Source organism: uncultured Bradyrhizobium sp., assembly GCF_964252615.1.
Classification (GTDB): Bacteria; Pseudomonadota; Alphaproteobacteria; order Rhizobiales; family Xanthobacteraceae; genus Bradyrhizobium.
In genome coordinates, this window is the sequence record NZ_CAXUNQ010000015.1 from 1 (window position 1) to 25575 (window position 25575).

22 protein-coding genes and 1 tRNA gene are annotated in these 25575 nt (G+C 64.0%); 12 read left to right on the forward strand and 11 right to left on the reverse strand.

The genetic code is table 11. The features are described 5' to 3' along the window. The 3 genes from ACFE72_RS10435 to ACFE72_RS10445 all read left to right on the forward strand — a co-directional run. A partial coding sequence (locus tag ACFE72_RS10435; RefSeq protein WP_375413015.1) for a carboxyl transferase domain-containing protein occupies window positions 1-1319 on the forward strand: 1319 nt, incomplete at its 5' end. A gap of 2 nt (window positions 1320-1321) precedes the next feature. Then, on the forward strand, window positions 1322-3334 hold the full coding sequence (locus ACFE72_RS10440) for an acetyl/propionyl/methylcrotonyl-CoA carboxylase subunit alpha (protein ID WP_375413016.1): 2013 nt from the start codon (window positions 1322-1324) through the stop codon (window positions 3332-3334). Between the two features lie 54 nt (window positions 3335-3388). Then, a complete protein-coding gene (locus ACFE72_RS10445) occupies window positions 3389-4285 on the forward strand; it encodes a hydroxymethylglutaryl-CoA lyase (protein ID WP_375413017.1) in 897 nt (298 codons plus the stop codon). A 42-nt stretch (window positions 4286-4327) separates the two neighbouring features. On the opposite strand, the gene ACFE72_RS10450 is transcribed toward ACFE72_RS10445, so the two are convergent. The 5 genes from ACFE72_RS10450 to ACFE72_RS10470 all read right to left on the reverse strand — a co-directional run bounded on the left by ACFE72_RS10450 (window position 4328) and on the right by ACFE72_RS10470 (window position 8375). Then, complete coding sequence (locus ACFE72_RS10450; protein ID WP_375413018.1) at window positions 4328-5686, reverse strand: TRAP transporter large permease; 1359 nt, start codon at window positions 5684-5686, stop codon at window positions 4328-4330. Beyond that, window positions 5683-6234, reverse strand: a complete 552-nt coding sequence (locus ACFE72_RS10455; protein ID WP_375413019.1) for a TRAP transporter small permease — start codon at window positions 6232-6234, stop codon at window positions 5683-5685. The genes ACFE72_RS10450 and ACFE72_RS10455 overlap by 4 nt, the downstream gene beginning before the upstream one ends. Beyond that, window positions 6231-7253 carry a TRAP transporter substrate-binding protein DctP gene (dctP, locus tag ACFE72_RS10460; RefSeq protein ID WP_375413020.1) on the reverse strand — a complete coding sequence of 341 codons (1023 nt, stop codon included), beginning with the start codon at window positions 7251-7253 and terminating at the stop codon, window positions 6231-6233. Before dctP ends, ACFE72_RS10455 begins: the two co-directional genes overlap by 4 nt. A gap of 378 nt (window positions 7254-7631) precedes the next feature. Then, window positions 7632-7979, reverse strand: a complete 348-nt coding sequence (locus ACFE72_RS10465) for a DUF6481 family protein (protein ID WP_375413021.1) — start codon at window positions 7977-7979, stop codon at window positions 7632-7634. Between the two features lie 48 nt (window positions 7980-8027). Then, on the reverse strand, window positions 8028-8375 hold the full coding sequence (locus tag ACFE72_RS10470; protein ID WP_375413022.1) for a GrlR family regulatory protein: 348 nt from the start codon (window positions 8373-8375) through the stop codon (window positions 8028-8030). Between the two features lie 146 nt (window positions 8376-8521). Here ACFE72_RS10470 and ACFE72_RS10475 point away from each other — a divergent pair, with 146 nt between their 5' ends. Further along, a complete protein-coding gene (locus ACFE72_RS10475) occupies window positions 8522-8977 on the forward strand; it encodes an FKBP-type peptidyl-prolyl cis-trans isomerase (RefSeq protein ID WP_375413023.1) in 456 nt (151 codons plus the stop codon). A 29-nt stretch (window positions 8978-9006) separates the two neighbouring features. Here ACFE72_RS10475 and ACFE72_RS10480 read toward each other — a convergent pair whose 3' ends face one another. The 4 genes from ACFE72_RS10480 to ACFE72_RS10495 form a co-directional block, all read right to left on the reverse strand. Next, on the reverse strand, window positions 9007-9408 hold the full coding sequence (locus tag ACFE72_RS10480; RefSeq protein WP_375413024.1) for a VOC family protein: 402 nt from the start codon (window positions 9406-9408) through the stop codon (window positions 9007-9009). 19 nt (window positions 9409-9427) lie between these two features. Continuing rightward, on the reverse strand, window positions 9428-10618 hold the full coding sequence (locus ACFE72_RS10485; RefSeq protein WP_375413025.1) for an acyl-CoA dehydrogenase family protein: 1191 nt from the start codon (window positions 10616-10618) through the stop codon (window positions 9428-9430). 38 nt (window positions 10619-10656) lie between these two features. After that, window positions 10657-12030 (reverse strand): MFS transporter, encoded by a 1374-nt coding sequence (locus ACFE72_RS10490; protein WP_375413026.1) that lies wholly within the window; start codon window positions 12028-12030, stop codon window positions 10657-10659. A gap of 138 nt (window positions 12031-12168) precedes the next feature. After that, window positions 12169-12363, reverse strand: a complete 195-nt coding sequence (locus ACFE72_RS10495) for a hypothetical protein (RefSeq protein ID WP_375413027.1) — start codon at window positions 12361-12363, stop codon at window positions 12169-12171. On the opposite strand from ACFE72_RS10495, the gene ACFE72_RS10500 reads away from it, so the two are divergent. Next, complete coding sequence (locus ACFE72_RS10500; protein WP_375413028.1) at window positions 12362-12859, forward strand: hypothetical protein; 498 nt, start codon at window positions 12362-12364, stop codon at window positions 12857-12859. The two genes, ACFE72_RS10495 and ACFE72_RS10500, sit on opposite strands and share 2 nt — an antisense overlap. Window positions 12860-13404: 545 nt before the next feature. Here the strand turns inward: ACFE72_RS10500 and ACFE72_RS10505 are convergent. Further along, a complete protein-coding gene (locus ACFE72_RS10505; RefSeq protein WP_375413029.1) occupies window positions 13405-13605 on the reverse strand; it encodes a hypothetical protein in 201 nt (66 codons plus the stop codon). Window positions 13606-13858: 253 nt separating this feature from the next. On the opposite strand from ACFE72_RS10505, the gene ACFE72_RS10510 reads away from it, so the two are divergent. Beyond that, complete coding sequence (locus tag ACFE72_RS10510) at window positions 13859-14053, forward strand: hypothetical protein (RefSeq protein WP_375413030.1); 195 nt, start codon at window positions 13859-13861, stop codon at window positions 14051-14053. Window positions 14054-14071: 18 nt separating this feature from the next. On the opposite strand, the gene ACFE72_RS10515 is transcribed toward ACFE72_RS10510, so the two are convergent. Next, a tRNA-Arg gene (locus ACFE72_RS10515) sits at window positions 14072-14148 on the reverse strand. Window positions 14149-14432: 284 nt separating this feature from the next. Here ACFE72_RS10515 and ACFE72_RS10520 point away from each other — a divergent pair. From ACFE72_RS10520 to ACFE72_RS10545, 6 genes are all read left to right on the forward strand, one after another. Beyond that, on the forward strand, window positions 14433-19649 hold the full coding sequence (locus ACFE72_RS10520) for an alpha-2-macroglobulin (protein ID WP_375413031.1): 5217 nt from the start codon (window positions 14433-14435) through the stop codon (window positions 19647-19649). Window positions 19650-19771: 122 nt separating this feature from the next. Further along, window positions 19772-21790 carry a penicillin-binding protein 1C gene (gene pbpC, locus ACFE72_RS10525; protein ID WP_375413032.1) on the forward strand — a complete coding sequence of 673 codons (2019 nt, stop codon included), beginning with the start codon at window positions 19772-19774 and terminating at the stop codon, window positions 21788-21790. Window positions 21791-21840: 50 nt separating this feature from the next. Next, window positions 21841-23583 (forward strand): ArnT family glycosyltransferase, encoded by a 1743-nt coding sequence (locus ACFE72_RS10530; protein WP_375413033.1) that lies wholly within the window; start codon window positions 21841-21843, stop codon window positions 23581-23583. Beyond that, complete coding sequence (locus ACFE72_RS10535) at window positions 23584-24429, forward strand: phosphatase PAP2 family protein (protein ID WP_375413034.1); 846 nt, start codon at window positions 23584-23586, stop codon at window positions 24427-24429. Between the two features lie 55 nt (window positions 24430-24484). Continuing rightward, the gene (locus ACFE72_RS10540; protein WP_375413035.1) at window positions 24485-25249 is read left to right on the forward strand and encodes a glycosyltransferase family 2 protein; all 765 of its coding nucleotides are present in this window, start codon (window positions 24485-24487) and stop codon (window positions 25247-25249) included. After that, the gene (locus tag ACFE72_RS10545; protein WP_375413036.1) at window positions 25242-25571 is read left to right on the forward strand and encodes a lipid-A-disaccharide synthase N-terminal domain-containing protein; all 330 of its coding nucleotides are present in this window, start codon (window positions 25242-25244) and stop codon (window positions 25569-25571) included. Before ACFE72_RS10540 ends, ACFE72_RS10545 begins: the two co-directional genes overlap by 8 nt. Window positions 25572-25575: the final 4 nt, after the last annotated feature.

Genomic DNA, 25575 nt, shown 5'->3' on the forward strand with positions numbered 1-25575 from the left:
AGGGCTGGTCGGACCCGTGGGCGACCTGGTTGCACGACGCGACGATCAAGGGCGGCACCTACCACCCGATGACGGTGAAGAAGCATCTTCGCGCCCAGGATATCGCCCGGCAGAACAACCTGCCGTGCATCTACATGGTCGATTCCGGCGGCGCGTTCCTGCCGCAGCAGGACGAGATTTTCCCGGACGAACGGCACTTCGGCCGCATCTTCTATAATCAGGCGCAAATGTCGGCGCAGGGCATCCCGCAGATCGCCATCGTGATGGGCTCCTGCACCGCGGGCGGGGCCTATGTTCCGGCGATGTCGGACGAGAACATCATCGTGCGCAATCAAGGCACGATTTTTCTCGGCGGGCCGCCGCTGGTGAAGGCCGCCACCGGCGAGGTCGTCACTGCCGAAGAACTGGGCGGCGCCGACGTGCATTCGCGGCAATCCGGCGTTACCGACCACTATGCGCAGAACGACGGCCATGCGATCGGGATCGCGCGAAAAATCGTCGCCACGCTCAGGCAGCCGGCGCGCGCCGCATTGAACATGCGCAAGCCGCGCGAACCGCTGTTCGCGCCGGAAGAAATCTACGGCGTGGTTTCCGCCGACGGACGCAAGCCGTTCGACGTCCATGACATCATCGCGCGGCTGGTCGACGGCTCGGAGTTCGACGAATTCAAGAAGCTTTACGGCCAGACGCTGATCTGCGGTTTTGCCCATATCTGGGGTTTCCCGGTCGGCATCATTGCCAACAATGGAATCCTGTTCAGCGAAAGCGCGCTCAAGGGCGCGCATTTTATCGAGCTGTGCTGCCAGCGCAGTATTCCGCTGGTGTTCCTGCAGAACATCACCGGATTCATGGTCGGCAAGAAATACGAGGCGGGCGGCATCGCGCGCGACGGTGCCAAGCTGGTGACCGCGGTCGCAACAGCAAGCGTGCCGAAATTCACCGTGGTGATCGGCGGCTCCTACGGCGCAGGCAATTACGGCATGTGCGGCCGCGCCTACTCGCCGCGCTTCCTGTGGATGTGGCCGAACGCGCGTATCTCGGTCATGGGCGGCGAACAGGCGGCGATGGTGCTGAGCCAGTTGCGCCGCGACAATATCGAGGCCAACGGCGGCACATGGTCGGTGGAAGAAGAGAACCAGTTCCGCGCGCCGACCCGGGCGCAGTTCGAAAAGCAGGGCCATCCCTACTATGCCACCGCCCGGTTATGGGATGACGGCGTGATCGATCCCGCCGATACGCGGCTGGTGCTGGGCTTGGGGCTTTCGGCGTCGGCCAACGCGCCGATCGAGCCGACCCGTTTCGGCCTGTTCAGGATGTGACCATGGCGTCTGCATTGTATCGGCGATTCCGCACCCTGCTGATCGCCAATCGCGGCGAGATCGCAACCCGCGTGATCCGTACCGCGAGAGCCATGGGCCTGCGCACCGTCGCGGTCTATTCGGAGGCCGACCGCGACGCACTGCACGTCGCCATGGCCGACGAGGCCGTGCTGCTCGGTCCGGCGCGGGCGCGCGACAGCTATCTCAATATCGGGCGCGTCATCGAAGCCGCGCAAAAAAGCGGCGCCGAGGCCGTGCATCCAGGCTACGGATTTTTATCGGAGAATGCCGATTTCGCGCAGGCCTGCGCCGATGCGGGACTGGTGTTCGTCGGCCCGACGGCTGCGATGATGACGGCGATGGGCTCGAAATCCGGCTCCAAGATGCTGATGGAAAAGGCCGGCGTACCGCTGGTGCCCGGCTTTCACGGCGAGGCCCAGGACGAGGCGACGCTGGCGCAGGCTGCCGATAAAATCGGCTTTCCGATTCTGGTCAAGGCGTCCGCGGGTGGTGGCGGGCGCGGCATGCGGATCGTGCGGTCGGCCGGCGAACTTGCGGCGGCCGTCGTCAGCGCCAAGCGCGAGGCCAAGGCTGCGTTCGGCGACGACCGCATGCTGATCGAGAAGTATGTCGACAATCCGCGTCATATCGAGGTGCAAGTAATCGGCGACAGCCACGGCAATCTGCTGTCGCTGTTCGAACGCGAATGCACGCTGCAGCGGCGGCACCAGAAGGTGATCGAGGAAGCGCCGTCGCCGACCCTTGACCCCGCGCAGCGGGATGCGGTCTGCGCCGCCGCGCGCAAGGCCGCCGCCGCGGTGAATTACGTCGGCGCGGGCACCATCGAATTCGTCTCCGACGGCAGGGATGTCTTTTTCATCGAAATGAACACGCGGCTGCAGGTCGAACATCCCGTGACCGAGCTGATCACCGGCATCGATCTGGTCGAATGGCAGTTGCGGGTCGCGTTCGGCGAGAAGCTGCCGCTCGCCCAGGACGAGATCAGGCTGAATGGCTGCGCGATCGAGGCGCGGGTCTACGCGGAAAACCCGCACAAGAATTTCATGCCCTCGGTCGGTCGCATCCGCCTCTGGCGGACGCCGGATCAGACCAACGGTTTGCGGATCGATGCCGGTTATCGCACGGGCGATACCGTGTCGCCGCACTACGACGCAATGCTGGCCAAAGTGATCGCGTGGGCGCCGACGCGCGCTGCTGCGATCGACAGGCTCAATCGCGGGCTGGAGGAAACCGACGTTCGCGGCATCGTCACCAACATTCCATTCCTCTCAGCGCTGGTAACGCATCCGGACGTGCGCGCCAACGCCATCGATACCGGTTTCATCGAACGGGAATTGAAGTATCTGACGCCGGAAGCATTGCCTCCCGGCGATCTCGAGCTTTGCGCCGCCGTTGCAGGCATCCTGCGGGACGAGCGGCGGACCGCGCAGGCTGAAGCACACTCGCCGTGGCACACGTTCGGCTGGATGCCGGTTGGACGCAGGCAACGGGTGTTTTCGTTCCGGCATGGGCAGGGCGGGGAGCATATGGTGACCCTGCTTTACGATAACCGGAGTGCGTCATTGACCGTGACGCTCGGCGATCGCACCCGCGAGCTGATGATTTCCATGCCGCCCCGTGACGGCGGCGGATTTGACCTGACCCTCGACGGGATGACATCCGGCGCCGTAACCGAGATCGAGGGGCACGAACTCTATCTGCGAACCCGCAACGGCCGCTTCGATCTGCATTGGATCGATCCGTTCGGCGGCGATGATGAGGAGCAGGTGGGCGAGGACAAGATCGTGGCGCCATTGCCCGGCACCGTCGTCGCCCTGTTGGCCGAGGTAGGCGCGACGCTGGAGAAGGGTGCGCCGATTCTGACGCTGGAGGTCATGAAGATGGAACAGACCCTGCGCGCGCCGTTCGCCGGCGTGCTGAAAGCGATAAAATGCAAGGTCGGCGACATCGTCCAGGAAGGCGTCGAACTCGCGGAGATCGAGCCGGCAATATAGAATTCGTCGCCATGGCCGCGACAAGCCCGGCCATGACGAAATAATGAGGCTGGCATGAGCGATCAGGTACACATCGTCGAGGTCGGTCCACGCGACGGCCTGCAGAACGAGAAAACCGCGGTAGACGCCGGCGCGCGCATCGCCTTCATCAAGGCGCTGGTCGCGGCCGGCCTTCACACCGTCGAAGTCGGCGCGTTCGTATCGCCGAAAGCGATTCCGCAGATGGTGAATTCGGACCAGGTGCTCGGCGGCCTCGGCGGCGTCGGCGGCGAATTTCACGTGCTGGTGCCGAACGAAAAAGGCTATGACGCGGCGATCGCGGCTGGCGCAAAAGTGGTGGCGGTATTCGCCTCGGCGTCGGAGGGTTTTTCGCGCGCCAACATCAATTGCTCGGTCGCCGAATCCATCGAACGCTTCAAGCCGGTGATCGCGCGCGCCAGGGCCGACGCCGTCAAGGTGCGCGGCTATGTCTCCTGCGTGCTCGGCTGCCCTTTCGATGGCGAGGTGAAGCCGCAGGCTGTGGTCGACGTCGCCCAGGTGCTCTGGGACCTCGGCTGTTACGAAATCTCGCTCGGCGACACCATCGGCGTCGGCACGCCGCTGAAGGCACGGCGGCTTTTGCGCGCGGTAGCCGGCTCGGTGCCGATGGCGCGTCTGGCCATGCATTTCCACGACACTTACGGCCAGGCGCTGGCCAATCTCTATGCCGGGATGGAGGAGGGCGCGCGCGTGATCGATTCGGCGGCCGGAGGCCTCGGCGGCTGTCCCTACGCGCCGGGTGCGACCGGCAATGTCGCGACGGAGGATGTGGTGTACATGCTGGAGGGCGAGGGCGTCGCCACCGGGGTCGAGATGTCGAAGCTGGTGGCAGCAACCAATGAGATGGGCAAACTGATCGGGCGCGCCCCGGTCAGCCGCGTGGCCGCGGCGATCAATGCGAAGAGGTCGTAGGGCGGGCAACGGCGCGCCTTGCCACCCTACGAAGACGATCAGCTATCTTCCCCCATCCGGCCCCATCACCAGATCCGGCAGCCAGGTCGCGATCTGCGGCGCGAAGCACAACAGCACCACCGCCGCCATCATCAAAAGCACGAACGGCAGCGTGCCCCAGATCACCTCGATCAGCGGGATGTCCGGCGCGACATTGCGGATGACGAAGATATTCAATCCAACCGGCGGATGGATCAGCCCCATTTCCATCACGATGGTCATCACGATGCCGAACCAGATGATGTCGAAGCCGGCGGCGCGCAGCGGCGGCAGGATGATCGGCGCGGTCATCAGGATGATCGACACGGGGGGAAGGAAGAACCCGAGCACCACGACCATCACCAGGATGGCGAACAGCAGCTCCCAGCGCGGCAGGTGCATCGCGACGATCGATTCGGCGACCGATTGCGAGATGTGCAGGTAGCTCATGACGTAGGAATAGAGCAGCGACATGCCGATGATCATCATCAGCATGGTGGAGTCGCGGATGGTCGATTTCATGATCGGCCCAAGGTCGGACGGCTTCCACACGCTGTAGATCGCCGCGATCAGCACCAGCGCCAGCAGGCCGCCCAACCCTGCGGTTTCCGACGGCGTGGCGTAACCGCCGTAAAGCGCGACCATCACTCCGGTCAGAAGGATAACGAACGGCAGCACGCGCGGCAGCACGTTGAACCGTTCGGACATGGTGAAATCATCGCGCGTCAGAATCGCCGAGGTTTCCCCGGTCCTGGCGTAGAGCGCGGCGGCTGCCGCATATTCTATGCGAAACCGGATGACGGCGTAGACCCCAAACAGCGTGACCAGCAGCAGTCCTGGGCCGATGCCGGCAAGAAACAGGCGCCCGAGGGATTTTTCCGCAGCGACCGCGAACAGGATCATGGTGATCGACGGCGGCAGCAGGATGCCGAGCGTGCCGCCGGCGGCGATGATACCCGCGGCAAAACCGCCGGAATAGCCGCGCTTGCGCATTTCGGGAATGCCGGCGGAGCCGATCGCCGAGCAGGTGGCGGGCGAGGATCCAGCCATCGCGGCAAACAGCGCGCAGGCAAATACGTTGGCGACGCCAAGCCCGCCGGGCACCCGATGCAGCCAGGCATGCAGCGCCGAGTAAAGGTCCTGGCCGGCGCGGGACTTGCCGATCGCGGCGCCCTTGAGGATGAACAGCGGGATCGACAGCAGCGTGATCGATGCCATTTCCTCATAGACGTTTTGCGTCACGGTATCGAGCGAGGCCGCCGGCATGTAGATCGCCATGAATACCACCGCGACCGCGCCCAGCGCGAACGCGATCGGCATCCCGGAGAACATCACCAGGAGGGTCGCGATACCGTAGCTGATGCCGATTCCAAATACGGTCATCGGCGCGCGGTGCCCAACGGGATCATCAGCTGCAACAAAATCTGCACGCACAGCAGCGTCATACCGGACGCCATCAAAACGTAAGGAATCGCAAGCGGCGGCGACCACATCGAGTTCGAAACCTGGCCATCGACCCAGGCTTCATGCGCGAGCGTCCAGGATTTCCAGGCGAAGAACGCGCAGAACAACAGGCTGGCGAGATCCACCAGCCAGAGCCGGACGCGATTGACCAGCGGTGACAGCAGTCCGATGAACGCCTCGATGCCGATGTGGCCGCGCTGGTCCTGCACATAGGCGGCGGTCATGAAGGTGGCGCCGACCAGCAGAAACACCGCCGCCTCGTCCTGCCAGTAGTTCGGGCTGTGAAACAGCGCGCGGCCGAGCACGCTGTAACTCAAAATAGTGCTCGCCGCGACCAGCGCGACCGCGGCGAGGATGACAATGATGTAGTTGCAAAAGGCGAGCGCTCGCTGGAGCGCCGCCACGAACCCATGGTCCGCGACGGCGGTCGACGTTTCAGCCTGATCCGGAAGCGGACCATGCATCATGCGGAGACGTCGGTCGCGAGTTTCAGGAGGTTGGCGGCTGCCGCGCTCTTGCCGGCGTAATCCTTCCAGGCGGTGTCGCGGGCGATGTCGCGCCACTTGTTGACCGTCGCCTGATCCAGCGGGCTCACCTTGGCGCCGGCCTTCTCATAGACTTTGGCGACCTCGACGTCGTCGTCCTGCGCGCCCTTCTTGCCGAAGGCTTCCATCTCGGCGCCGACGGCGACAATGACGTCCTGCTGGTTTTTCGGCAGCTTGTCGAAGATCGCCTTGGACATCAGCAGCGGCTCGAACATGAACCAGTAGGAGGCTCCCGCGCCCGAGGTCAGCGATTTTGCCACTTCCTCGAGCCGGAAGGAGATCAGACTGGTGGAGGACGTGAGGCACGCGTCACAGGCGCCGGTCTGCATCGCCGCATACAGTTCGTTCGAGGGCAGCGATAGCACGGCGGCGCCCGCGCTCTGCAGCACCATGTCCATCTCGCGCGAACCGCCCCGGACTTTGAGGCCCTTCGCATCTTCCGGCGCCACGATGGGCTTGGATCGGCTGGCGACGCCGCCCGCCTGCCATACCCAGGTGAGGATGATGATGCCCTTGTCGGCGAGGAAATCGGTCAGTGCCTTGCCGATCGGCTGGGTCTTCCATTTCAGGCCCTGGTCGTAGGTCGGGACCAGTCCGGGCATCAGGCCGATGTTGGTTTCCGGCAGTTCTCCGCCGGCGTAGGTGAGGGGATATAGGCTGACGTCGAGCGCGCCCTTGCGCATCGCGGAGAATTGCGCGTTGGTCTTGATCAACGAGGAGTTCGGGTAGATTTCGGCAGCCAGCTCGCCGCCGCTGCGTTTTCCGATCTCGGCGGCGAACATCCGGCATAGCCGGTCGCGGAAGTCGCCCTTATCAATCGTGCCGCCCGGAAACTGGTGGGAGATTTTCAAGGTTGTCGCGGCATGCGCCGTTCCGGTTCCGAATCTCAAGATGGCAGGGGCGGCGAGCGCGGATGCGATGGCGTGTCGGCGTGTAATCATGAATTTCTCCCTCGGGCTTTCTATCGGGAAGGCGGATGATGTCGATGCGGCATGTTAGCCTGATAAACGGCGTATTTTCTCTCGTCTGATAGTTTGAGGCGATCCGGGCAGGCGCGCCATGTTGCTGCACTGCACACGCTCCGGATCCGGAATGCAGCTCAATCTCCACCCCGTTCACCAACACGTCAACGCGTCGATTATTTCATGCGTTCCTGAACGCAGCACCGGCGCCGTCTCGCCACTCCTACAGAAGACGTTAAGCGTGTTCCGGGGGCAGCGCAGGGCCATAAGCGCGCTCAGGGCGCGCCTTCGACCCGCTACGGCTCGTTGCAAGACGGCGCGCTGCATCGCGCCGGAGATACCAGATCAATGCAGGCTTTACTTCCGCTTTTTCTTTCGCGCCGCGTAGCGCGCGTCGCGGGCCGCCTTGCGCTCGGCTTCCAGCGCTGCTTCGCGGGCCGCGGCTTCTTCCTTTTCACGCGCGGCGGCCGCCGCCGCTTCTTCCGCCAATCGCGTTTCCTCGGCGATCTTCGCGGCTTTCTCGGCCTCGCGTGCGAGCCTTGCCTTGGTGCGCGCGGCCGCGTGAGCCGCACGCTCGGCCTGGCGCTGCTTCACAGCGGGATCGTCGGCACCCGGCTGCGCGCGAAACTTGTTCAAGATATTTTTTCGGGCTTCCTGCGCCGCTTTCTGACGGTCTGCGAAACTCGGTTCTTTGAATCCACTCATCTAAATGGGCCTTGCTGCTTTCGTGTTTTGAGGAGCTGCGGATCACGTCTAATTATCGGCTAGCCGGCGCAATGTCGCGCGAAAACTGACGCTGCGGCTGCCGACCAGCGAGGTGCCGAATACCTCCGCCGTGTCGTCCTTGAAGGTCCCGGAGAAGCCGGTTGAAACCTCGCGGCCGCCGAATACCGGCCGGGCGTCGCTTTCATGATAAGGTGTGTGCTGGTTTGTAACGATCTCGCCCTTCCAGGTGCCTTCTCCGACCGTATAGGAGCCGGCCGACCAGAAATACGGATCGCCGCCGAGGATCGTCCCATCGCGAAATACCAGAACGCCGCTGGCGCGGCCCTTTACCCCGTCGAGCATCTGGATATGAATCGAATAAAGGCCGTTTTTCATGCAGGATATATGACCGAGTGGCGAGTGGGTTCCCGCGCCGAAGGGCTCGCCTGCCGCTTCGATCATACGCGCAAAGACAATGCTTGTATCTGGCCGCGGAGCCTGAGAAAGACACCTCAAGCAAATGTTTGCAACAAGGAGAAAAGATGCCGACTGCCCGACGTGCCAGCGCGCTGGCCGCATTTTCATTGACCGCCTTCGTCCTAACCGCACCGTTTCACATGGCAACGGCCCAGACCGCAGGAAAACCGATGACCACAGCTTCAGGCTTGCAGATATCAGACAGCAAGGTCGGCACCGGTGCGACCCCGAAACCGGGCCAGACCTGCGTCATGCACTACACCGGCTGGCTTTATGAGAACGGCGTCAAGGGCAAGAAGTTCGATTCCTCGGTCGACCGCAACGAGCCGTTTCAATTCCCGATCGGTCAACGCAAGGTCATCGCCGGCTGGGACGAAGGGGTTGCGACCATGAAGGTGGGTGGCAAGCGCACGCTGATCATTCCGCCCCAGCTCGGCTACGGCGCCAGGGGCGCCGGCGGAGTAATCCCGCCGAATGCGACGCTGATGTTCGACGTCGAATTGCTCGACGTAAAGGGCTGAGACTGGCGTCTGATCGGGTGGAGCGAGGTTCAAGCCTTCGGGAAGTTCAGCTCCACGCCGACGCCATCAGGATCGTATAGGAAAAACTGCGTGTCGCCGGTGCGCGGCACGATGCTCTCGCGGAATTTCACGTTCCTTTCCTGCAGGCGCTTGCGTACGGCATCAGCATCGGTAGCGGCGAAGGCGATGTGGTCGAGGCGGCCGGTGTCTTCATATTTCTTTTCAGTGCCGCGCACCACGATACCTTCGCGCGGCTTTCGGGTGCCCATCAGATGTACGGTGGCGGTGCCGCCGGAATAGAGCCAGTAGCCGGGGAAGTCGAGCGGCGGACGCTCGCCGTTTTCCAGACCCAGCACGTCGCAATAAAACTCCTTGGTGCGCTCTAGATCGGAGGGTTCGATGGTGTAATGCTGCAATCCGCCGAGCGGCATGGGATTTTCCTTTTTGTTTTCAGACGAAGGTAAGGTCGGCCTCGGCACCCATCATCCAGGCGCCGACGGTTTCAAAATGCCGGAGCTGGCCCTGCAACTGCTGGGTCACGGTATGGATGTCGCGGAAGCGGCGTTCCAGCGGGTGATTCTCGAAGATCGCGGTGGCGCCGGCGGCATTCCAGGCGAAGTCGACCGCCTCGCGCGCCTTGTGGATGGCGTGCGTCGACGCCATGCGAATGGTGATGCGCTGCTTGACGGTAATCATGGCGCCGGCGGAAAGATCCTTCCAGATGTCGGCCATCGACTGCAGCAGATACGTCCGCGCGGCGCGAAGATTGACCTCGGCGACAGCGAGGTTGGTCTGCACCGCCGCGTTGTCGCGCAATGTCCTGCTGGCGCCGCGGGGCACCTTGTTGCGCGCCACCTCGACAAAGCCATCGAGCGCGCTGCGGGCGATGCCGCAGGCGACGCCGGCAAAGCCGACCTGGTAGCAGGTGCCGTTGCCCATGCGGTAGAGCGGGCCGTTCTCGCGGCACTCCTTGTCGAAGTCGCGGGTGATCGAATGGTCGGCGCGCACGAAGAAGTCTTCCAGCGCGAACTGATCGCTGGCGGTGCCGCGCAGGCCGACCGTGTTCCAAATGTCGGTCCATGCCACATCCTTGGAGCGGACTAGCATGGTGCGCTCCAGCTGGTTGCCGTCGGCGTCGAGTTTGGGCGAGCCGTCGGTCCGGTAGATCGGGCAATGGGCGCCGAGCCAGGTCGCGTGCCGGCCGCCCGAGGCGAAGGCCCACACGCCGGTGACCCTGTAGCCGCCTTCGCATTCGATCGCCTTGACCTTGGGACCCGGCCCCCAGGCAAGCACCGCGCGCGGGTCGTTGCCGAAGATCGCGCGCGCCACCGGCAGGTCGAGATAGGCCGCCGACATGGCGCAGCCGCCGGCCTGGCTCAGGCACCAGGCGGTCGAAGCGTCGGCCCGGGCGATGGATTCGATAACGTGGAAAAAGGTGATGGGATCGGTTTCGATCCCATCCGACGAGCGCGGCAGCAGCAGGCGGAACAGCCCTGCCTCGTGTAGCTTGTCGAGCAAGGCCGGCGGCAGGCGCCGGGTGTCCTCGATCTCGTCCGAAGCCGCAGCGACCGCCGGACGAACGGCTTCCGCCCGCATGATCACGCTCCGGTCGCCCGAAAGCTCGGCAGAACTGGCGGTCATTGGGTCCAAGGCGATCCTCGTTGACGGTGAGGTATAAATCAGGCGGTGACGGCCAGTTCCTTGTCGATCTGCTCGATCGATTTGCCCCTGGTCTCGATTCCGAGGAAATAATACACCGCTCCGGCCATCAAAAACCAGCAGCCCAAATAGACGAACGCGGTCGGAATCTGTGTCAACGGCACGTCGGGCTTGAGATAATTGCCGGAACCGACGATCAATGCGAGGCCCACCGGCCCGATGATCTTGCCGATACCGCCGAAGCCATAGGCCGAACCCATGCCGGAGGTTCGAAGGTGCGAGGGCCAGACTTCCGCCGCATATGGACCGACGATGGCAAAACCCCCGTCGGCGAAGAAGAAGGTCACGGCCAGCAGCAGCCAGAATGCCGACATCCCGAACAGCATCGCATCGTAATTATAGCCTGCAACGATGGTCATGACGCCGGCGCCGAACCCGAGCAGGCCGCCTGCGTTGCGTCGTCCCATCCAGTCCGAGAAAAACGAGAAGGAGAGCCGGCCGATGAAGCCGCAGACGGTGAGCAGGATCATCATCTTAGCAGCTTGCTGTGGCGTCACCTTGAGCAGCAGCACGAAAAGCGACGGCGCCCACAATGTGATGCCGTAGACGCCGGTCTGGGCTCCGGCATTGCCGAGCCAGGAAACGATCAGGCTGCGCGGATATTTGAACAGATCGAGCCAGTTGCTCTTGATGATCGGGCCGGCGTCCGCGGTGGTCGGCAGCGGTAGCGCGGAGGGCTCCATCTGCAGCGCCCAAGCCAGCGATTTGCGGGCCTCCTCGTAGCGCCCCTGGCGGCACAGCCAGCGCGGCGATTCCGGCACCCAGAGCCGGACAAGAAGCACCAGCAGCGCCGGCAGCACACCGATTGCGAACAATAGCCGCCACTGGTCGGAGCCCATGACGGCGCCCATTACCGCGCCGAGGCCGACGCCGAGCGGGATGACGCAGGTGACAAGGCCGCCCACCCAGCCGCGCTTGGAGGAGGGCATGAACTCCTGCACCAGCGGCAGGTCCACGCAATACAGCCCGCCGACGCCGACGCCGACGAAGAAGCGCAGGATCGACAGATAGATCCAGCCGTTATCCGGGGTGAAATAGAGCAGGCCGGTGGCGATGGAGAAATTCAGCACGGTGCCGGTAAAGACCTTGCGGCGGCCGATGCGGTCGGCGAGCCAGCCCCAGACATAGGCGCCGATGGTGGCGCCGATGCCGGAACTCATCAGCACGACGGCGGACTCGCCGAAGGTGAGTTTCCACGGCCCGATCAGGAAGGCGAGCACAAAGCCGATCAGGAAGTAGTCGAAGAATTCGAGCGCATCGCCGATGATTGCCGCGGCGAGGATCTTGATCTGGTTGCCGGTCAGACTCGTGCGTCGATCGAGTATCTCGAACATGGCGTTTTCCCCGTGGCGCATGTTCGTTGTCGAGCGGGTATCGCGCCTATGCACCGCCGCTGCCGGGATGCTACGACGCGGGCCTGACAAACGGAAGAGGGGTCCGGCGTTCCTCGGAACGTGCCGGCCCTGTTCGCGCTAGCGATCGATCAGGTCGTATTGCTTCCGCAGCCGGGCACCGATTTCCTGCACGCGGGTGCGCCATAGCGCCCGGTCCGTGATCCGTCCCGCCTCCGGCCGGATCGTGAGCATCGCATTCCATGGATTCGAACCATAGACCGTGACGACGAAACCGCGCTCCGGGCACCCGTCGATTGCGCGCAAGGTTGCCATGATCATCTCGGCAATGTCGTCCGGCGTCCGGGGCTGCTTTTCTTGCTGTGCACGCGGCGCGGCGGCTTCGGTCCGCGGCTGCGGCGCATTTGCCGGCGTGGCGCCAACGACTGGCGCGGCGTCAACCGCCGGCGCCGGGGCCGGCGGATTCGGAGCCGCCGCCTTGGGCAACCCGGCTACCTGCCTTGCGAAATCCAGAAGGCTCCATTCGGAAGCCGATGGTTTATCGTCAGCCGTCATTTCCCTTCACCTCCGCCAAGCGTTCGACGTCGCGGACCCGTCCGCGCAAGCGCATCCTGCTGCTGGAATGGCAAGCCGGATCGAAGCCGTTCTGGAAGGAGGATTAAGCGTGGGGACTCAGCTGAAAGCGAAGGCGAGCAAGCTTGAGCAAAGCAGCATCAAGCCGGCTGCGGTTATCGCCAGGAATCCTTCGGCCACGAAGTCATTGTTACGCATGGTGCACCTGCCGATCGCGATGCTGGACCAAATTGATTAAAGCTTTCGGAATCAATCCTTTTGCAACAGCGGTCGCGAACGGTAACCTTCGTAGGCATGCGCGAGAAAAATGCTGGCGCTGATGAAGCCGAAAAACACCGTAACCATTTCGATCATTGCAACTGTCCTTACCAGCCCTCGGGGGGACAGAAACCGCATGCGAGGCCGCACAGTCAAAAGGATTCCGGCTGCTTCCGGAAATCGAAATCAGACTGATGATTTACGGCAACACGGCGTGGAGGATCCCCCGTATTCACACTACGTGGGACAATAAGCCTTAAATTTTAAGGTCGATGGAGCGATTCGCGTCGCATTTGGCGTCAGGCCGTCTCCAACCGTTAATGGACGAACGGCATCACGGAATGTGCCTACGGTTCCGAACGCTTAACCCGCGGTCGCCTGCCTCAGCCAAGCGCGATCCGACAAGTCAGGTCAGGCACGCAACGTAGACGATCGCGACGCTGAGTGCTGCGGCGATCGACCAAAAGGCCGGGTCGAGACCGGTATTTCCGGCCCGGTCGGTGTTCGTCGACATGGCGCGAACCCCTAGCGAACGACAGAAGCGTCGGAACTGGTGACCGCGACAGGCTTGCCGGCCTTGATGACATGCGTCGCCTGGGTGGTGCTGCCGTCCGACGTGGTCCGTGCCGAGATACCAAATCCCGCCACCGCGATGCCGGCCACAAGCGCGACAACAACGATCTTGAGATGAGTCGATCGGTCTGCACTGTAAATGGAATGGTTCATATGAGCTCTCCCCGGTCGCCTTTTCGGCGTATCCTTGAGCCGGACATTGCTCCCGCCACGGTTTCAGGATGATTGCGTCGGGAAGCGAAAATGGTTTCGTGGGCCGGGAGAATTGTTTCGAGGATTGTTTCATCGGTCGGCGCAGACAGATCGAAGGGCGGCACGCCTGAAGAAAGAGAGTTTTTCCGTAGGAAGTCCCCGGGGCCGGCGGTAAGCTCGGGCGGCAAAGCGCAATCAACCTGGAGCCGGGCCGATGTCGAGTCACCTTTCGCTGGCCGAACTGGACGACCGCATCGCGGTCTTGCGCGGGAATATCCGCCAACTGGTCGAGCAGGCAGCAGCCGCGTCCGGCGGTCAAAACGAAGAGCGGACGGCCGACCGCATCGCCCAGCAGGCCGCCGAACTCGACAAGCTCGTTGCGGAGCGCGAGGCGCTGGGTCGGAAATAGGTCGGGGCCCCCGACAGGTGGCGATCCCAGCAGGATTCGAACCTGCAACCCACGGAGTAGAAATCCGTTACTCTATCCAGTTGAGCTATGGGACCGACGGGCTCCTATTAGCACCGCCAATAAGAAAAATCCGCCTTCCTGCCAGCCTGATCCGAACCATTTTGCGCCCGCGCGCGACAACCCTTGAGCGGCGGGCCGGCGTGCCGCTCGCCTCAATGCTAACAATGCGCCGCCGCCGCCGGACGGCGGGTGGGCTGGACGGTCACGGCTATGGCGTCTGCGGCTTTTTCGCGCTTCCGTTCGTCAGCCATCAGTCCGTCACCTTTTCGCGCATTTTTGTTCATCAGGCGGCATTTGTCCGCTTCCTTAGGAGTCCATCATGATCGGTTTGGTTCGCGCCGCAACGCTTTGCGCCACGCTGGCGCTTGGCCTGGTTTCGGCACAGGCGGCGGATAAGGCCTTCAAACGCGACGATCTGGCCGATTCAGCGGTCAAGCTGGAAGCCCAGATCAAGAGCGAAGCCGGTCCGCTCGCCAAGCCGGCGGCAAGCTTGAGAACCGATGCCGACGTTGCTTTCAAGCGGGGGGATACCCGGGCCGGGCTGCAGATCATCGGGCAGATCGCCGCGGTCGCGCCCGAGGATAGCGGCAATTGGCTACGGCTGGCTAAAACCATCTTCCAGATCCGCTCCGTCACCTCCAGCGAACAGACCTTTCTGCTCGAACGCGCTTCCACCGCCGCCTACATCGCCTATCAGCGCGCCGGCACCGCCGGGGAGGAGGCCGAAGCCCTTGCCGTGCTGGGCCGCGCGATGTCCGACCGCAAGCTTTGGCGCCCGGCTTTGGATACGCTCCGGCTGTCGCTCGACCTCAGGGAAACCGCCGACGTCCGCAGCCAATATGAGAAACTGCGCGACGACCACGGTTTCCGCCTGCTGGATTACACGGTGGATTCGGATTCCGCCTCGCCGCGCGCCTGCTTCCAGTTTTCCGAGGATTTGGCCAAGCGCACCGACTTCTCGCCATTCCTGGCGCTGGCGGGCAGCGACAGGCCGGCGCTGTCGTCGGAGGAAAAGCAGCTCTGCGTCGAAGGCCTTAAGCATGGCGAGCGCTACACCGTCAATCTGCGCGCCGGCCTGCTATCAACCGTCAAGGAGAGCCTGTCGAAGTCGGCCGAGTTCAATATCTACGTCCGCGACCGCAAGCCGTTCGTGCGCTTCACCGGGCGTGCCTACGTGCTGCCGCGCGCCGGCCAGCGCGGCATCCCGCTGGTCAGCGTCAATACGCCGGCGGTATCGGTGCAGGTATTCCGGATCGGCGCCCGCACCCTGCTCAACACCGTGATCGACAGCGATTTTCAGAAAACGCTGTCGAGCTACCAATTGTCCGACCTCGGCAATGAGCGCGGCGTGAAAGTCTGGTCCGGCGACCTGGCCACCGCGACCACGCTCAACCAGGACGTCACCACGGCATTCCCGGTCGACCAGGCGCTGGGCGACCTGCAACCCGGCGCCTATGTGATGACCGCTATCGCCAAGGGACCTGGTTCGGCGAAAGACGAGGATTCCGGCTCGCTGGCGACGCAATGGTTCATCGTTTCCGACCTCGGGCTCACCGCGTTTTCGGGCAATGACGGCATCCATGTCTTCGTCAATTCGCTGGCGTCGACCGATGCCGTTGCCAGGGCGGAGGTGCGGCTGGTGGCGCGCAACAACGAGATTCTGGCCGCCCGCAAGACCGATGAGGCCGGCCATGCATTGTTCGAGGCAGGGCTCGCGCGGGGCGAGGGCGGCCTGTCGCCGGCGCTGCTGACGGTATCCGGCGAGAAAACCGATTACGCCTTTCTCAGCCTTAAATCCAGCGCCTTCGACCTTACCGATCGCGGCGTCGCCGGCCGCACAGTGCCGGCCGGCGCCGACGCGTTCGTCTATGCCGAGCGAGGCGTTTATCGCTCCGGCGAGACGGTATATCTTACCGCATTGTTGCGCGACGGGCAGGGCAATGCCGTGGCCGGAGGGCCGCTGACGCTGGTGGTCGAGCGGCCCGACGGGGTCGAGTTTCGCCGCGCGGTGCTGCCCGACCAGGGTGCCGGCGGACGCAGCCTGACCTTGCCGCTCAACTCCGCGGTGCCGACGGGAACGTGGCGGGCGCGCGCTTTCATCGACCCCAAGGGCTCGTCGGTCGGCGAGACCACTTTCATGGTTGAAGATTACATTCCGGATCGTATCGAATTCGAAGTCACAAGCAAAGACAAACAGATAAAACCTGAAGCTCAGGTAGAACTTAAAGTGGAAGGACGCTTCCTTTATGGCGCGCCGGCGGCCGGTCTTCAGCTTGAAGGCGACGTGCTGGTCGCGCCTGCGTTGAGTTGTCCCGGCTTTACGGGCTATCAGTTCGGCGTCGCCGACGAGGAAACCACCAGCAACGAGCGCACGCCGATCGAAAATCTCCCGGAAGCCGATGCCAATGGCGTCGCCACCTTTCCGGTTGGCCTCGCAAAGCCGCCATCCTCGACCCGTCCGCAGGAAGCGCAAATCTTCATCCGCATGGCGGAAGCCGGCGGTCGCGCGGTCGAGCGCAAGATCGTGCTGCCGGTCGCCCCCGCGGCTCCCATGATCGGCGTCAAGCCGCTGTTCGGCGACAAGAGCGTGGCGGAGGGCGATAAGGCCGATTTCGACATCGTGTTCCTCGCGCCGGACGGCAGGCCATCGGCCCGCGACGGCCTGCGCTATGAACTGCTGAAGCTGGAATCCCGCTATCAATGGTACCGCCAGAGTTCGTCATGGGAATACGAGCCGGTGAAATCCACCTCGCGTGTCGCCGATGGCGATCTGGCCGTTGCCGCCGATAAGCCATCGCGCATCACGCTATCGGCGCAGCCCGGCCGCTACCGGCTCGATGTCAAGACGGCCGAAACCGATGGGCCGCTCACGTCGGTGCAATTCGACGTCGGCTGGTATTCCGACGGCAGCGCCGACACGCCCGACCTGCTGGAAACCTCCATCGACAAGCCCGAATACCAGTCCGGCGACACCATGGTGGTGTCGGTGAATGCGCGCTCGGCCGGCAAGCTGACCGTCAACGTACTCGGCGACCGGCTGCTCACCACCCATAGCGCGGACGTCAAGGAAGGCACCTCTCAGGTCAGGATACCCGTCGGCAAGGACTGGGGTACCGGGGCCTATGTGGTGACGACGTTGCGCCGCCCGCTGGATGCCGCGGCACTGCGGATGCCCGGCCGCGCCATCGGCCTGAAATGGTTCGGCATTGACAAGAAAGCCCGCTCGCTCTCCGTCGCGATTTCGCCGCCGGCGCTGGTGCGGCCCAACACCGCGCTGAAACTTCCGGTCAAGCTGGGCGGGCTCAGCCCCGGCGAGGATGCAAAAATTGTCGTTGCCGCAGTCGATGTCGGCATTCTCAATTTGACCAATTACAAGCCGCCGGCGCCGGACGATTATTATCTCGGCCAGCGCCGCATGACTTCCGAAATCCGCGATCTCTACGGGCAGTTGATCGACGGCATGCAGGGCACCCGCGGCCAGATCAAGACCGGGGGCGATTCCGCAGGCGCCGAACTGCAGGGCAGTCCGCCGACGCAAAAACCGCTGGCGCTCTATTCCGGCATTGTCACGGTAGCCGCCGACGGCTCGGCGGAAATCTCGTTCGACATTCCGGAATTCGCCGGTACCGCGCGGGTGATGGCGGTGGCCTGGACTGCCACGAAACTCGGCCACGCCAACACCGACGTCACGGTGCGCGATCCCGTGGTGCTGACGGCGACGCTGCCGCGGTTTCTGCTCAATGGCGACAGGGGCACGATGAGTTTTGACCTCGACAACGTCGAAGGCGCCGCCGGCGACTACACCATCAACGTCAAGACCTCAGGTCCGGTGAAGATGACCGGCAATTCCGCTACCACGGTAAAACTGGCTGCCAAGCAGCGTAGCTCGATGGCGCTGGCGCTTGATGCTTCCGGCGGTGCCGGCACCGCGCAGCTCGATGTCGATATCAAGGGACCGAACGGCCTGACGCTGGCACGGCACTATGCGCTGGACGTCAAGGCCGCGACGCAGATCCTTGCACGCCGTTCGATCCGCACGCTGGCCAAAGGCGAGAGCCTGACGCTGACATCGGATATGTTCTCCGATCTGGTGGCGGGCACCGGCGGCGTGTCGCTGTCGGTCAGCCTGTCGACGGCGCTGGACGCCGCGACCATCCTGAAAGCGCTCGATCGCTATCCCTATGGCTGCTCCGAGCAGATCACCAGCCGCGCGATGCCGCTGCTTTATGTCAACGATCTGGCCGCCGGCGCGCATCTGGCGATGGACACGGCGGTCGACCAGCGCATCCGGGACGCCATCGACAAGTTGCTGGCGCGGCAGGGCTCCAACGGCTCCTTCGGGCTGTGGTCGGCGGGGGGCGACGACGCCTGGCTCGACGCTTATGTCACCGACTTTCTGACCCGCGCCCGCGAAAAGGGGTTTACGGTCCCCGACGTGCTGTTTCGTAACGCACTCGACCGAATCCGCAACTCCGTCGTCAACGCCGACGAGCCGGAGAAGGATGGCGGCCGGAACCTGGCCTATGGGCTTTACGTGCTGGCCCGAAACGGCACTGCGCCGGTCGGCGACCTGCGTTATCTCGCCGATACCAAGCTGAGCAACCTCGCTACCCCGATCGCCAAGTCCCAACTGGCGGCGGCATTAGCGCTGGTCGGCGACCGCGGCCGGGCGGAGCAGGTCTATGCCGCGGCGCTGGAAAGCCTCGCACCAAAACCCGTGCTGGAATTCGGGCGGGTCGACTACGGCTCAGCCTTGCGCGACGCCGCGGCCCTTGTTTCGCTGGGCAGCGAGGGCAATGCGCCGAGCGCAACCCTCACGCAAGCCGTGCAGCGGGTCGAAGCGGCACGTGGCCTGACGCCCTATACCTCGACCCAGGAAAACGCCTGGCTGGTGCTGGCGTCGCGGGCGTTGTCCAAGGAAGCGCTGGCGCTCGACGTCAACGGCAGCCCGGTCAAGACCGCGCTCTACCGCAGCTACAAGGCGGCCGACATGGCCGGCCAGCCGATCAGGATCACCAACACCGGCGACACGCCGGTGCAGGCCGTGGTGTCGGTGAGCGGGGCGCCGGTCACGCCGGAACCCGCGGCCTCGAACGGCTTCAGGATCGAGCGGAGCTATTTCACGCTCGGCGGCAAGCCGGCCGATCCGACCAAAGCAAAACAGAACGACCGCTTCGCCGTGGTCCTGAAGATCACCGAGGCCAAGCCGGAATACGGCCACATCATGGTGTCCGATTATCTCCCGGCGGGTTTCGAGATCGACAACCCCCACCTTGTATCATCGGGCGACAGCGGCACGCTGGATTGGATCGAGGATGGCGAGGAGCCGGAAAACACCGAATTCCGCGATGACCGTTTTACCGCCGCAATCGACCGCGGCAGCGATGACAAGGCGGTGTTCACGGTGGCCTATGTGGTGCGCGCCGTGTCGCCGGGGAAATACGTACTGCCACAGGCCTATGTCGAGGACATGTACAATCCTTCCCGCTATGGCCGCACCGGCACCGGCACTGTCGAGGTGCGTGCGGCGAAATGAGTGCATGGGCTGGCAGTAAAGGCGTGGATGGCCGGGACAAGCCCGGCCATGACGGAGCTGGTGGTCGGCGGCGCCGCGTCAGGGCGTTCGTCAGAGTGCTGGCCGTCGTTTGCATTGCGGGCATGAGCGCATTTGGTGCGTGGGTTTGGTCCCTCGGACCGTTGCCATTGGCGCCCGCCCAACACGTTTCCACCAGCGTCGTCGACCGCAACGGCAAGCTGCTGCGTGCCTACGCGATGGCGGACGGCCGCTGGCGGCTGCCGATCGATGCGCGGACCGGCGTCGACCCAGGTTATCTAAAACTGCTGCTGGCCTACGAGGACCGGCGCTTCCGCTCTCACGCCGGCGTCGATCCGCTGGCGCTCAGCCGCGCAGCGCTGCAATGGCTGACCCGCGGCCAGGTCGTCTCCGGCGGCTCGACCATCACCATGCAGCTGGCGCGGCTGATGGAGCCGCGCCGCGAACGCTCCATTACCGCAAAACTGCGTCAGATGGTCCGCGCGGTGGAAATCGAACAGCGCTTGAGCAAAAACGAGATACTGGACCTGTATCTCGCGTTGGCGCCTTTCGGCGGCAACCTCGAAGGCGTTCGCGCCGCCTCGATCGCGTATTTCGGCAAGGAACCGAAGCGGCTGTCACTGGCCGAATCCGCGTTGCTGGTGGCATTGCCGCAATCGCCGGAGACCCGCCGTCTGGATCGCTATCCGGCGACAGCCACTTCGGCGCGTGACCGGGTGCTCGACCGCATGGTGGAAGCGGGACAGGTTTCGTCCGGCGATGCCGGGCAAGCAAAGGCGGTGGCGGTGCCGCGGCTGCGCATGCCGATGCCGGTGCTGGCGCCGCATTCCGCCGATCAGGCCGTCGCCAATGTAAAGGATGCACCGGTCATCGCGCTGACGCTGGATTCCAGCCTGCAGAAAGTTCTCGAAGCGCTGGCGCGCGACCGCGCACCGGCATTGGGCCCGGATATTTCGATCGCGATACTGGCGCTGGATAACGAGAGCGGCGATGTGCTGGCCCATGTCGGATCATCGGACTATTTCGACCAGCGGCGCGCCGGGCAGGTGGATATGACCCGCGCCGTGCGCTCGCCCGGCTCGACCTTGAAACCGTTCATCTATGGCCTCGCTTTCGAGGACGGTTTTGTGCATCCGGAAAGCTTGATCGACGACCGGCCGATCCGGTTCGGCTCTTACGCTCCGGAAAATTTCGACATGACCTTTCAGGGCACGGTGCCGGTGCGCAAGGCGCTGCAACTTTCGCTCAACGTGCCAGCGATCGAACTGCTGGACCGGGTAGGCGCCAGCCGTCTGTCGTCCCGATTGAAGCAGGCCGGCGCCAATCTGGTGCTGCCCAAGGACGAGGTTCCGGGACTGGCGATGGGCCTCGGCGGCGTCGGCGTCAGCCTGACCGATCTGGTGCAGCTTTATTCCGGCATCGCGCGGCTCGGCAGCGTCAGGCCGCTCCGCGAGATCGTCGGGAAGGACGACGTGCGCGAGCCGCTGCGCCTGATGGATCAGGTCGCGGCCTGGCAGGTCGGCAACGTGCTGATGGGCACGCCGCCGCCGGAAAATGCCGCGCACAACCGGATCGCATTCAAGACCGGCACCTCCTACGGCTATCGTGACGCCTGGTCGGTGGGCTTCGACGGCCGCATCACCATCGGCGTCTGGGTTGGCCGCCCCGATGGCGCGCCGGTGCCGGGGCTGGTCGGCCGTACCGCCGCCGCGCCGATCCTGTTCGACACCTTTGCGCGGACTGGAAAGCTGCCGGCGCCGTTACCCAGAGCACCGCGCGGTACGCTGATAGCGAGCAACGCAAAACTGCCGCTGCCGCTGCGGCGGTTTCGCCCGCCCGGTGAACTGGTGCGAGCCGGCGGCGAGCAGGCGCCGCGCATCCAGTTTCCGTTAAACGGCTCCCGGATCGATGCCGGAAATGCCGATCAGAAGCAATTGTCGGCACTGCCGGTTAAGGTTGCCGGCGGGGTGCTGCCGATGACAATGCTGGTAAACGGGGTGGCGGTAGGCGAAATCGACGGCCGCCGCCAGCGGTTGATCGACCCGCCCGGTGCGGGCTTCGTCCGGCTGACCGTGCAGGATGCCACGGGTGCCGCGGACACAGTTGTGGTCAGAATTCAATAGAGACGGGCTAACCGGTTGTCCCCATGGCGGTTTCAGCGTATGCGGAACCGATGGCCGAAACTTACGCACGTCCCAGATTTGGAGAATCGCGCGAGCCGAAGCGCCGGTTGATTCCGGCCGGCGTGCTTGTGAAAGTGCTCGACTTCGTCGCCGGCAGTCACGCCCGCGCCGTCGGTTTTCTGACGATCTGCGGACTGCTGTTCTTCCTGCCCGGCTTTTTCAACATTCCGCCGGTCGACCGCGACGAGGCGCGGTTCGCGCAGGCGACCAAGCAGATGGTCGAGACCGGGGATTTCGTGGACATCCGCTTCCAGGAGGATGTGCGCTACAAGAAGCCGGTCGGTATCTATTGGCTGCAGTCCGCAGTCGTCGAAACCGCGGGCAAGCTCGGGCTTCAGCGCGCGCAGGTTCGCATCTGGCTCTATCGCGTACCCTCTCTGGTCGGGGCTGTCGGTGCGGTGTTGATGACCTACTGGGCCGCGCTCGCCTTCGTCACCCGCCGTGGCGCGATCCTCGCGGGATTGATCATGTGCAGTTCGATTCTGCTCGGCGCCGAGGCGCGGCTGGCAAAGACCGACGCCATGCTGCTGTTCACCGTCGTGACTGCGATGGGCTCGATGGCGCGGGTCTATTTGTCCTGGCAGCGCGGCGAGGAACCCGCGCATCCGCCGTGGACATGGCCTGCTATTTTTTGGACCGCCCTGGCCGGCGGAATCCTGCTCAAAGGTCCGCTGATCCTGATGTTCGTCGGTTTGACCATCGGCACGCTGGCGGTGCTCGACCGCACGGCGACATGGCTGTGGCGCCTGCGCCCGGTCTGGGGGCTGACCTGGCTGCTGGTTCTGGTGCTGCCATGGTTCATCGCCATCTTCTGGCGTGCCGGGGATACGTTCTTCGTGGATTCGCTTGGCGGCGACATGTTGAGCAAGCTTGCTGCGCAGGAATCCCATGGTGCGCCGCCCGGCACCTATCTGGTGCTGTTCTGGGCGACGTTCTGGCCCGGCGCGGCGCTCGCGGGGTTGGCGGCGCCGGCGGTATGGCGGGCCCGCCGCGAGCCAGGCGCGCGATATCTTCTGGCCTGGCTGATACCCTCATGGATCGTGTTCGAACTGGTGCTGACCAAGCTGCCGCATTACGTGCTGCCGCTCTATCCGGCGATCGCAATCCTGACGGTCGGCGCGCTCGAGCGCCGCGTGCTGTCCCGGTCGTGGCTGATGCGCGGCGCGGCGTGGTGGTTCGTTATCCCCGCGGTCCTGTCGATCATGGCCATCGTCGCGGCGATTTCACTGACGCGCCAACCGGTGTTCCTGGCCTGGCCGTTCGTGGCGGCATCCCTGATATTCGGGCTGTTCGCCTGGTGGCTGTACGACGACATTCGCGCCGAACGATCGCTCCTGAACGCGGTCGTGGCGGCACTGTTCTTGAGCGCGTCGATCTATGGCATCGTGGTGCCGGCGCTGACGCCGCTGTTTCCCTCGGCCGAGATCGCGCGGGTGCTGCGCAACGTCGTTTGCGTCGGACCGAAGGCCGCCGCCGCCGGCTATCATGAACCGAGTCTGGTGTTCATGACCGGCACGTCGACCCTGCTAACCGATGGCTCGGGTGCCGCCAATTTCCTCGGCCACGGCAGTTGCCGGTTTGCGCTCGTTGAAGCGCGATCGGAACGCGCATTCGCCCAGCGCGCCGAAGCCATCGGGCTACGCTACAACGTAGCAACCCGGGTGGACGGCTATAATTTCTCGCAAGGCAAGGCGATTTCCGTGGCGGTGTTCCGCTCCGAGGGCACCGAGTAGATGTCGGCCCGGGGCGAGATGAGCGCATCGTCGAATTACGTCGTCCGCCTGGTTTCGTTCGTATCGCTCTCGCTCGTGCAACTGGTTCGTCCGCCCTCGCATTCGCGGCGCGCCGAGGCCGCGCGACGAGGGGCGCGCCATGCGCTGTTTCTCGCGGCGGGCATCGGGGCTGCAATCGTCGTGCTAATGGTTGCGTTGGACGCCACCGAAATCGGCTGGATGCCGCCGCGCGGCACCGCCTGGCTCTGGCCGGTGCGCATCCTGACGGACTTCGGGAAATCGGCTTACGTGCTGTGGACGCTGGCGACGATGCTCGTCGTCACCGCCGCTGTGGTGCCGATGGCGCGCGGAACGCCGCGGTCGCTGCTGATCGGCTTCGGAACCCGACTGCTTTTCATATTTTTTGCGGTGCTGCTGCCGGTGCTCGCCGGCGAGGTCGTCAAGGATGTGGTGGGACGCGGGCGGCCGTTCGTCGGCGGCCACGCCAACGCCTTCAACTTCATGTACTTCGCAGGCACCGAAGCCTATGCGAGTTTTCCGTCGGGCCATTCCGTTACCGCCTTTGCGTTGGCTTTCGCGGTTTCTGCAGTATGGCCTCGCCTGCGCGCGGTAATGATCGTCTACGCCATCGCGATCGGGATAAGCCGTCTTGTGCTGCTGGCCCATCACCCGAGCGACGTAGTTGCAGGCGCATTGCTGGGCGTGATCGGAGCGATGTTGGCGCGGTACTGGTTCGCGGCCCGTCATCTGGCCTTCACGATAAGCCGCGACGGCACGATCGAACCGCTTGCGGGTCCCTCGCTGGAGCGCCTTAAAAGGGTTGCCCGCGATGCGTTCGCCCCATAGAAGCGGACGCCGGCAGGCCGTCCAGGCCATTGATTCCGGCCGTTGAACTCTAGCCATGGGCGTTGATTTGTCACCCTCTGACGCGGCCGCTGTCGATGTTTCCATTGTCGTGCCCGTGCGCAACGAGGCCGGCAACGTCGCGCCGTTGATCGCCGAGATATCAGCCGCGCTCGATGGCCGCTGGGCTTACGAAATCATCTATGTCGACGACGGCTCTACCGACGCCACCTCCGGGCAGCTTGCGGCGATGATGCGAACGCGGGGAAACCTGCGCCAGATCCGTCATGCGACTTCGTTCGGGCAATCGGCCGCGGTGCGAACCGGGGTGCGCGCCGCGCGCGGCGCGATGGTCGCCACGCTTGACGGCGATGGCCAAAACGATCCGGCATTCCTGCCGGATCTGATTGCGGCCGTCGAAAACGGCGGCGACCGCGTCGGCCTTGCCGCGGGACAGCGCGTCGGGCGCAAGGACACCGGCTTCAAGAAGGTGCAATCCCGTATCGCCAATGGCGTGCGCAATACGATCCTGCGCGATGGTACCCGCGATACCGGCTGCGGCCTGAAGGCATTCCGACGCGATGTGTTCCTGTCGATGCCTTACTTCGACGGACTGCATCGATTTCTGCCCGCGCTGGTGCGCCGCGAGGGCTACGACATCGCCTATGTCGACGTGATCGACCGTCCCCGCCGCTCGGGAGTATCGAACTACGGATTCTTCGATCGGTTATGGATCGGGATCATGGATCTCGCCGGCGTATGGTGGCTGATCCGCCGCAAGAAGCCGACGCCGGTTGCGATCGAGGTGACATCTCATGAGTGATCTGTTCAACACGCTTGGCAGCTATTTGCACGATGTTTTCGTGATCAAGTTCGACGGTTGGGTGATCCTGGGATTCGTGGCGCAGGGCTTTTTCACCATGCGTTTCGTGGTGCAATGGATCGCCTCGGAACGCGCGCGCAAGAGCGTGATCCCGGTGGCATTCTGGTTCTTCTCGATCGGCGGCGGCGTGCTGCTGCTGATCTATGCGCTCTATCGCAGGGACCCGGTGTTCATCGCGGGGCAGGCGCTGGGCCTGCTGGTTTACATCCGCAATCTGTATTTCATCATTGTCAACGGACGGCAGGCGTCGGCCGGTGGCTGAGCCT

Excerpts from the sequence above, each read along its gene's own strand:
- ACFE72_RS10440 (WP_375413016.1), top strand. The coding sequence starts at position 1,322 with ATGGCGTCTGCATTGTATCGGCGATTCCGCACCCTGCTGATCGCCAAT.
- ACFE72_RS10445 (WP_375413017.1), top strand. The coding sequence starts at position 3,389 with ATGAGCGATCAGGTACACATCGTCGAGGTCGGTCCACGCGACGGCCTG.
- ACFE72_RS10450 (WP_375413018.1), bottom strand. The coding sequence starts at position 5,686 with ATGACCGTATTTGGAATCGGCATCAGCTACGGTATCGCGACCCTCCTG.
- ACFE72_RS10455 (WP_375413019.1), bottom strand. The coding sequence starts at position 6,234 with ATGATGCATGGTCCGCTTCCGGATCAGGCTGAAACGTCGACCGCCGTC.
- dctP (WP_375413020.1), bottom strand. The coding sequence starts at position 7,253 with ATGATTACACGCCGACACGCCATCGCATCCGCGCTCGCCGCCCCTGCC.
- ACFE72_RS10465 (WP_375413021.1), bottom strand. The coding sequence starts at position 7,979 with ATGAGTGGATTCAAAGAACCGAGTTTCGCAGACCGTCAGAAAGCGGCG.
- ACFE72_RS10470 (WP_375413022.1), bottom strand. The coding sequence starts at position 8,375 with ATGAAAAACGGCCTTTATTCGATTCATATCCAGATGCTCGACGGGGTA.
- ACFE72_RS10475 (WP_375413023.1), top strand. The coding sequence starts at position 8,522 with ATGCCGACTGCCCGACGTGCCAGCGCGCTGGCCGCATTTTCATTGACC.
- ACFE72_RS10480 (WP_375413024.1), bottom strand. The coding sequence starts at position 9,408 with ATGCCGCTCGGCGGATTGCAGCATTACACCATCGAACCCTCCGATCTA.
- ACFE72_RS10485 (WP_375413025.1), bottom strand. The coding sequence starts at position 10,618 with ATGACCGCCAGTTCTGCCGAGCTTTCGGGCGACCGGAGCGTGATCATG.
- ACFE72_RS10490 (WP_375413026.1), bottom strand. The coding sequence starts at position 12,030 with ATGTTCGAGATACTCGATCGACGCACGAGTCTGACCGGCAACCAGATC.
- ACFE72_RS10500 (WP_375413028.1), top strand. The coding sequence starts at position 12,362 with ATGATCATCTCGGCAATGTCGTCCGGCGTCCGGGGCTGCTTTTCTTGC.
- ACFE72_RS10495 (WP_375413027.1), bottom strand. The coding sequence starts at position 12,363 with ATGGCAACCTTGCGCGCAATCGACGGGTGCCCGGAGCGCGGTTTCGTC.
- ACFE72_RS10505 (WP_375413029.1), bottom strand. The coding sequence starts at position 13,605 with ATGAACCATTCCATTTACAGTGCAGACCGATCGACTCATCTCAAGATC.
- ACFE72_RS10510 (WP_375413030.1), top strand. The coding sequence starts at position 13,859 with ATGTCGAGTCACCTTTCGCTGGCCGAACTGGACGACCGCATCGCGGTC.
- ACFE72_RS10520 (WP_375413031.1), top strand. The coding sequence starts at position 14,433 with ATGATCGGTTTGGTTCGCGCCGCAACGCTTTGCGCCACGCTGGCGCTT.
- pbpC (WP_375413032.1), top strand. The coding sequence starts at position 19,772 with ATGAGCGCATTTGGTGCGTGGGTTTGGTCCCTCGGACCGTTGCCATTG.
- ACFE72_RS10530 (WP_375413033.1), top strand. The coding sequence starts at position 21,841 with ATGGCCGAAACTTACGCACGTCCCAGATTTGGAGAATCGCGCGAGCCG.
- ACFE72_RS10535 (WP_375413034.1), top strand. The coding sequence starts at position 23,584 with ATGTCGGCCCGGGGCGAGATGAGCGCATCGTCGAATTACGTCGTCCGC.
- ACFE72_RS10540 (WP_375413035.1), top strand. The coding sequence starts at position 24,485 with ATGGGCGTTGATTTGTCACCCTCTGACGCGGCCGCTGTCGATGTTTCC.
- ACFE72_RS10545 (WP_375413036.1), top strand. The coding sequence starts at position 25,242 with ATGAGTGATCTGTTCAACACGCTTGGCAGCTATTTGCACGATGTTTTC.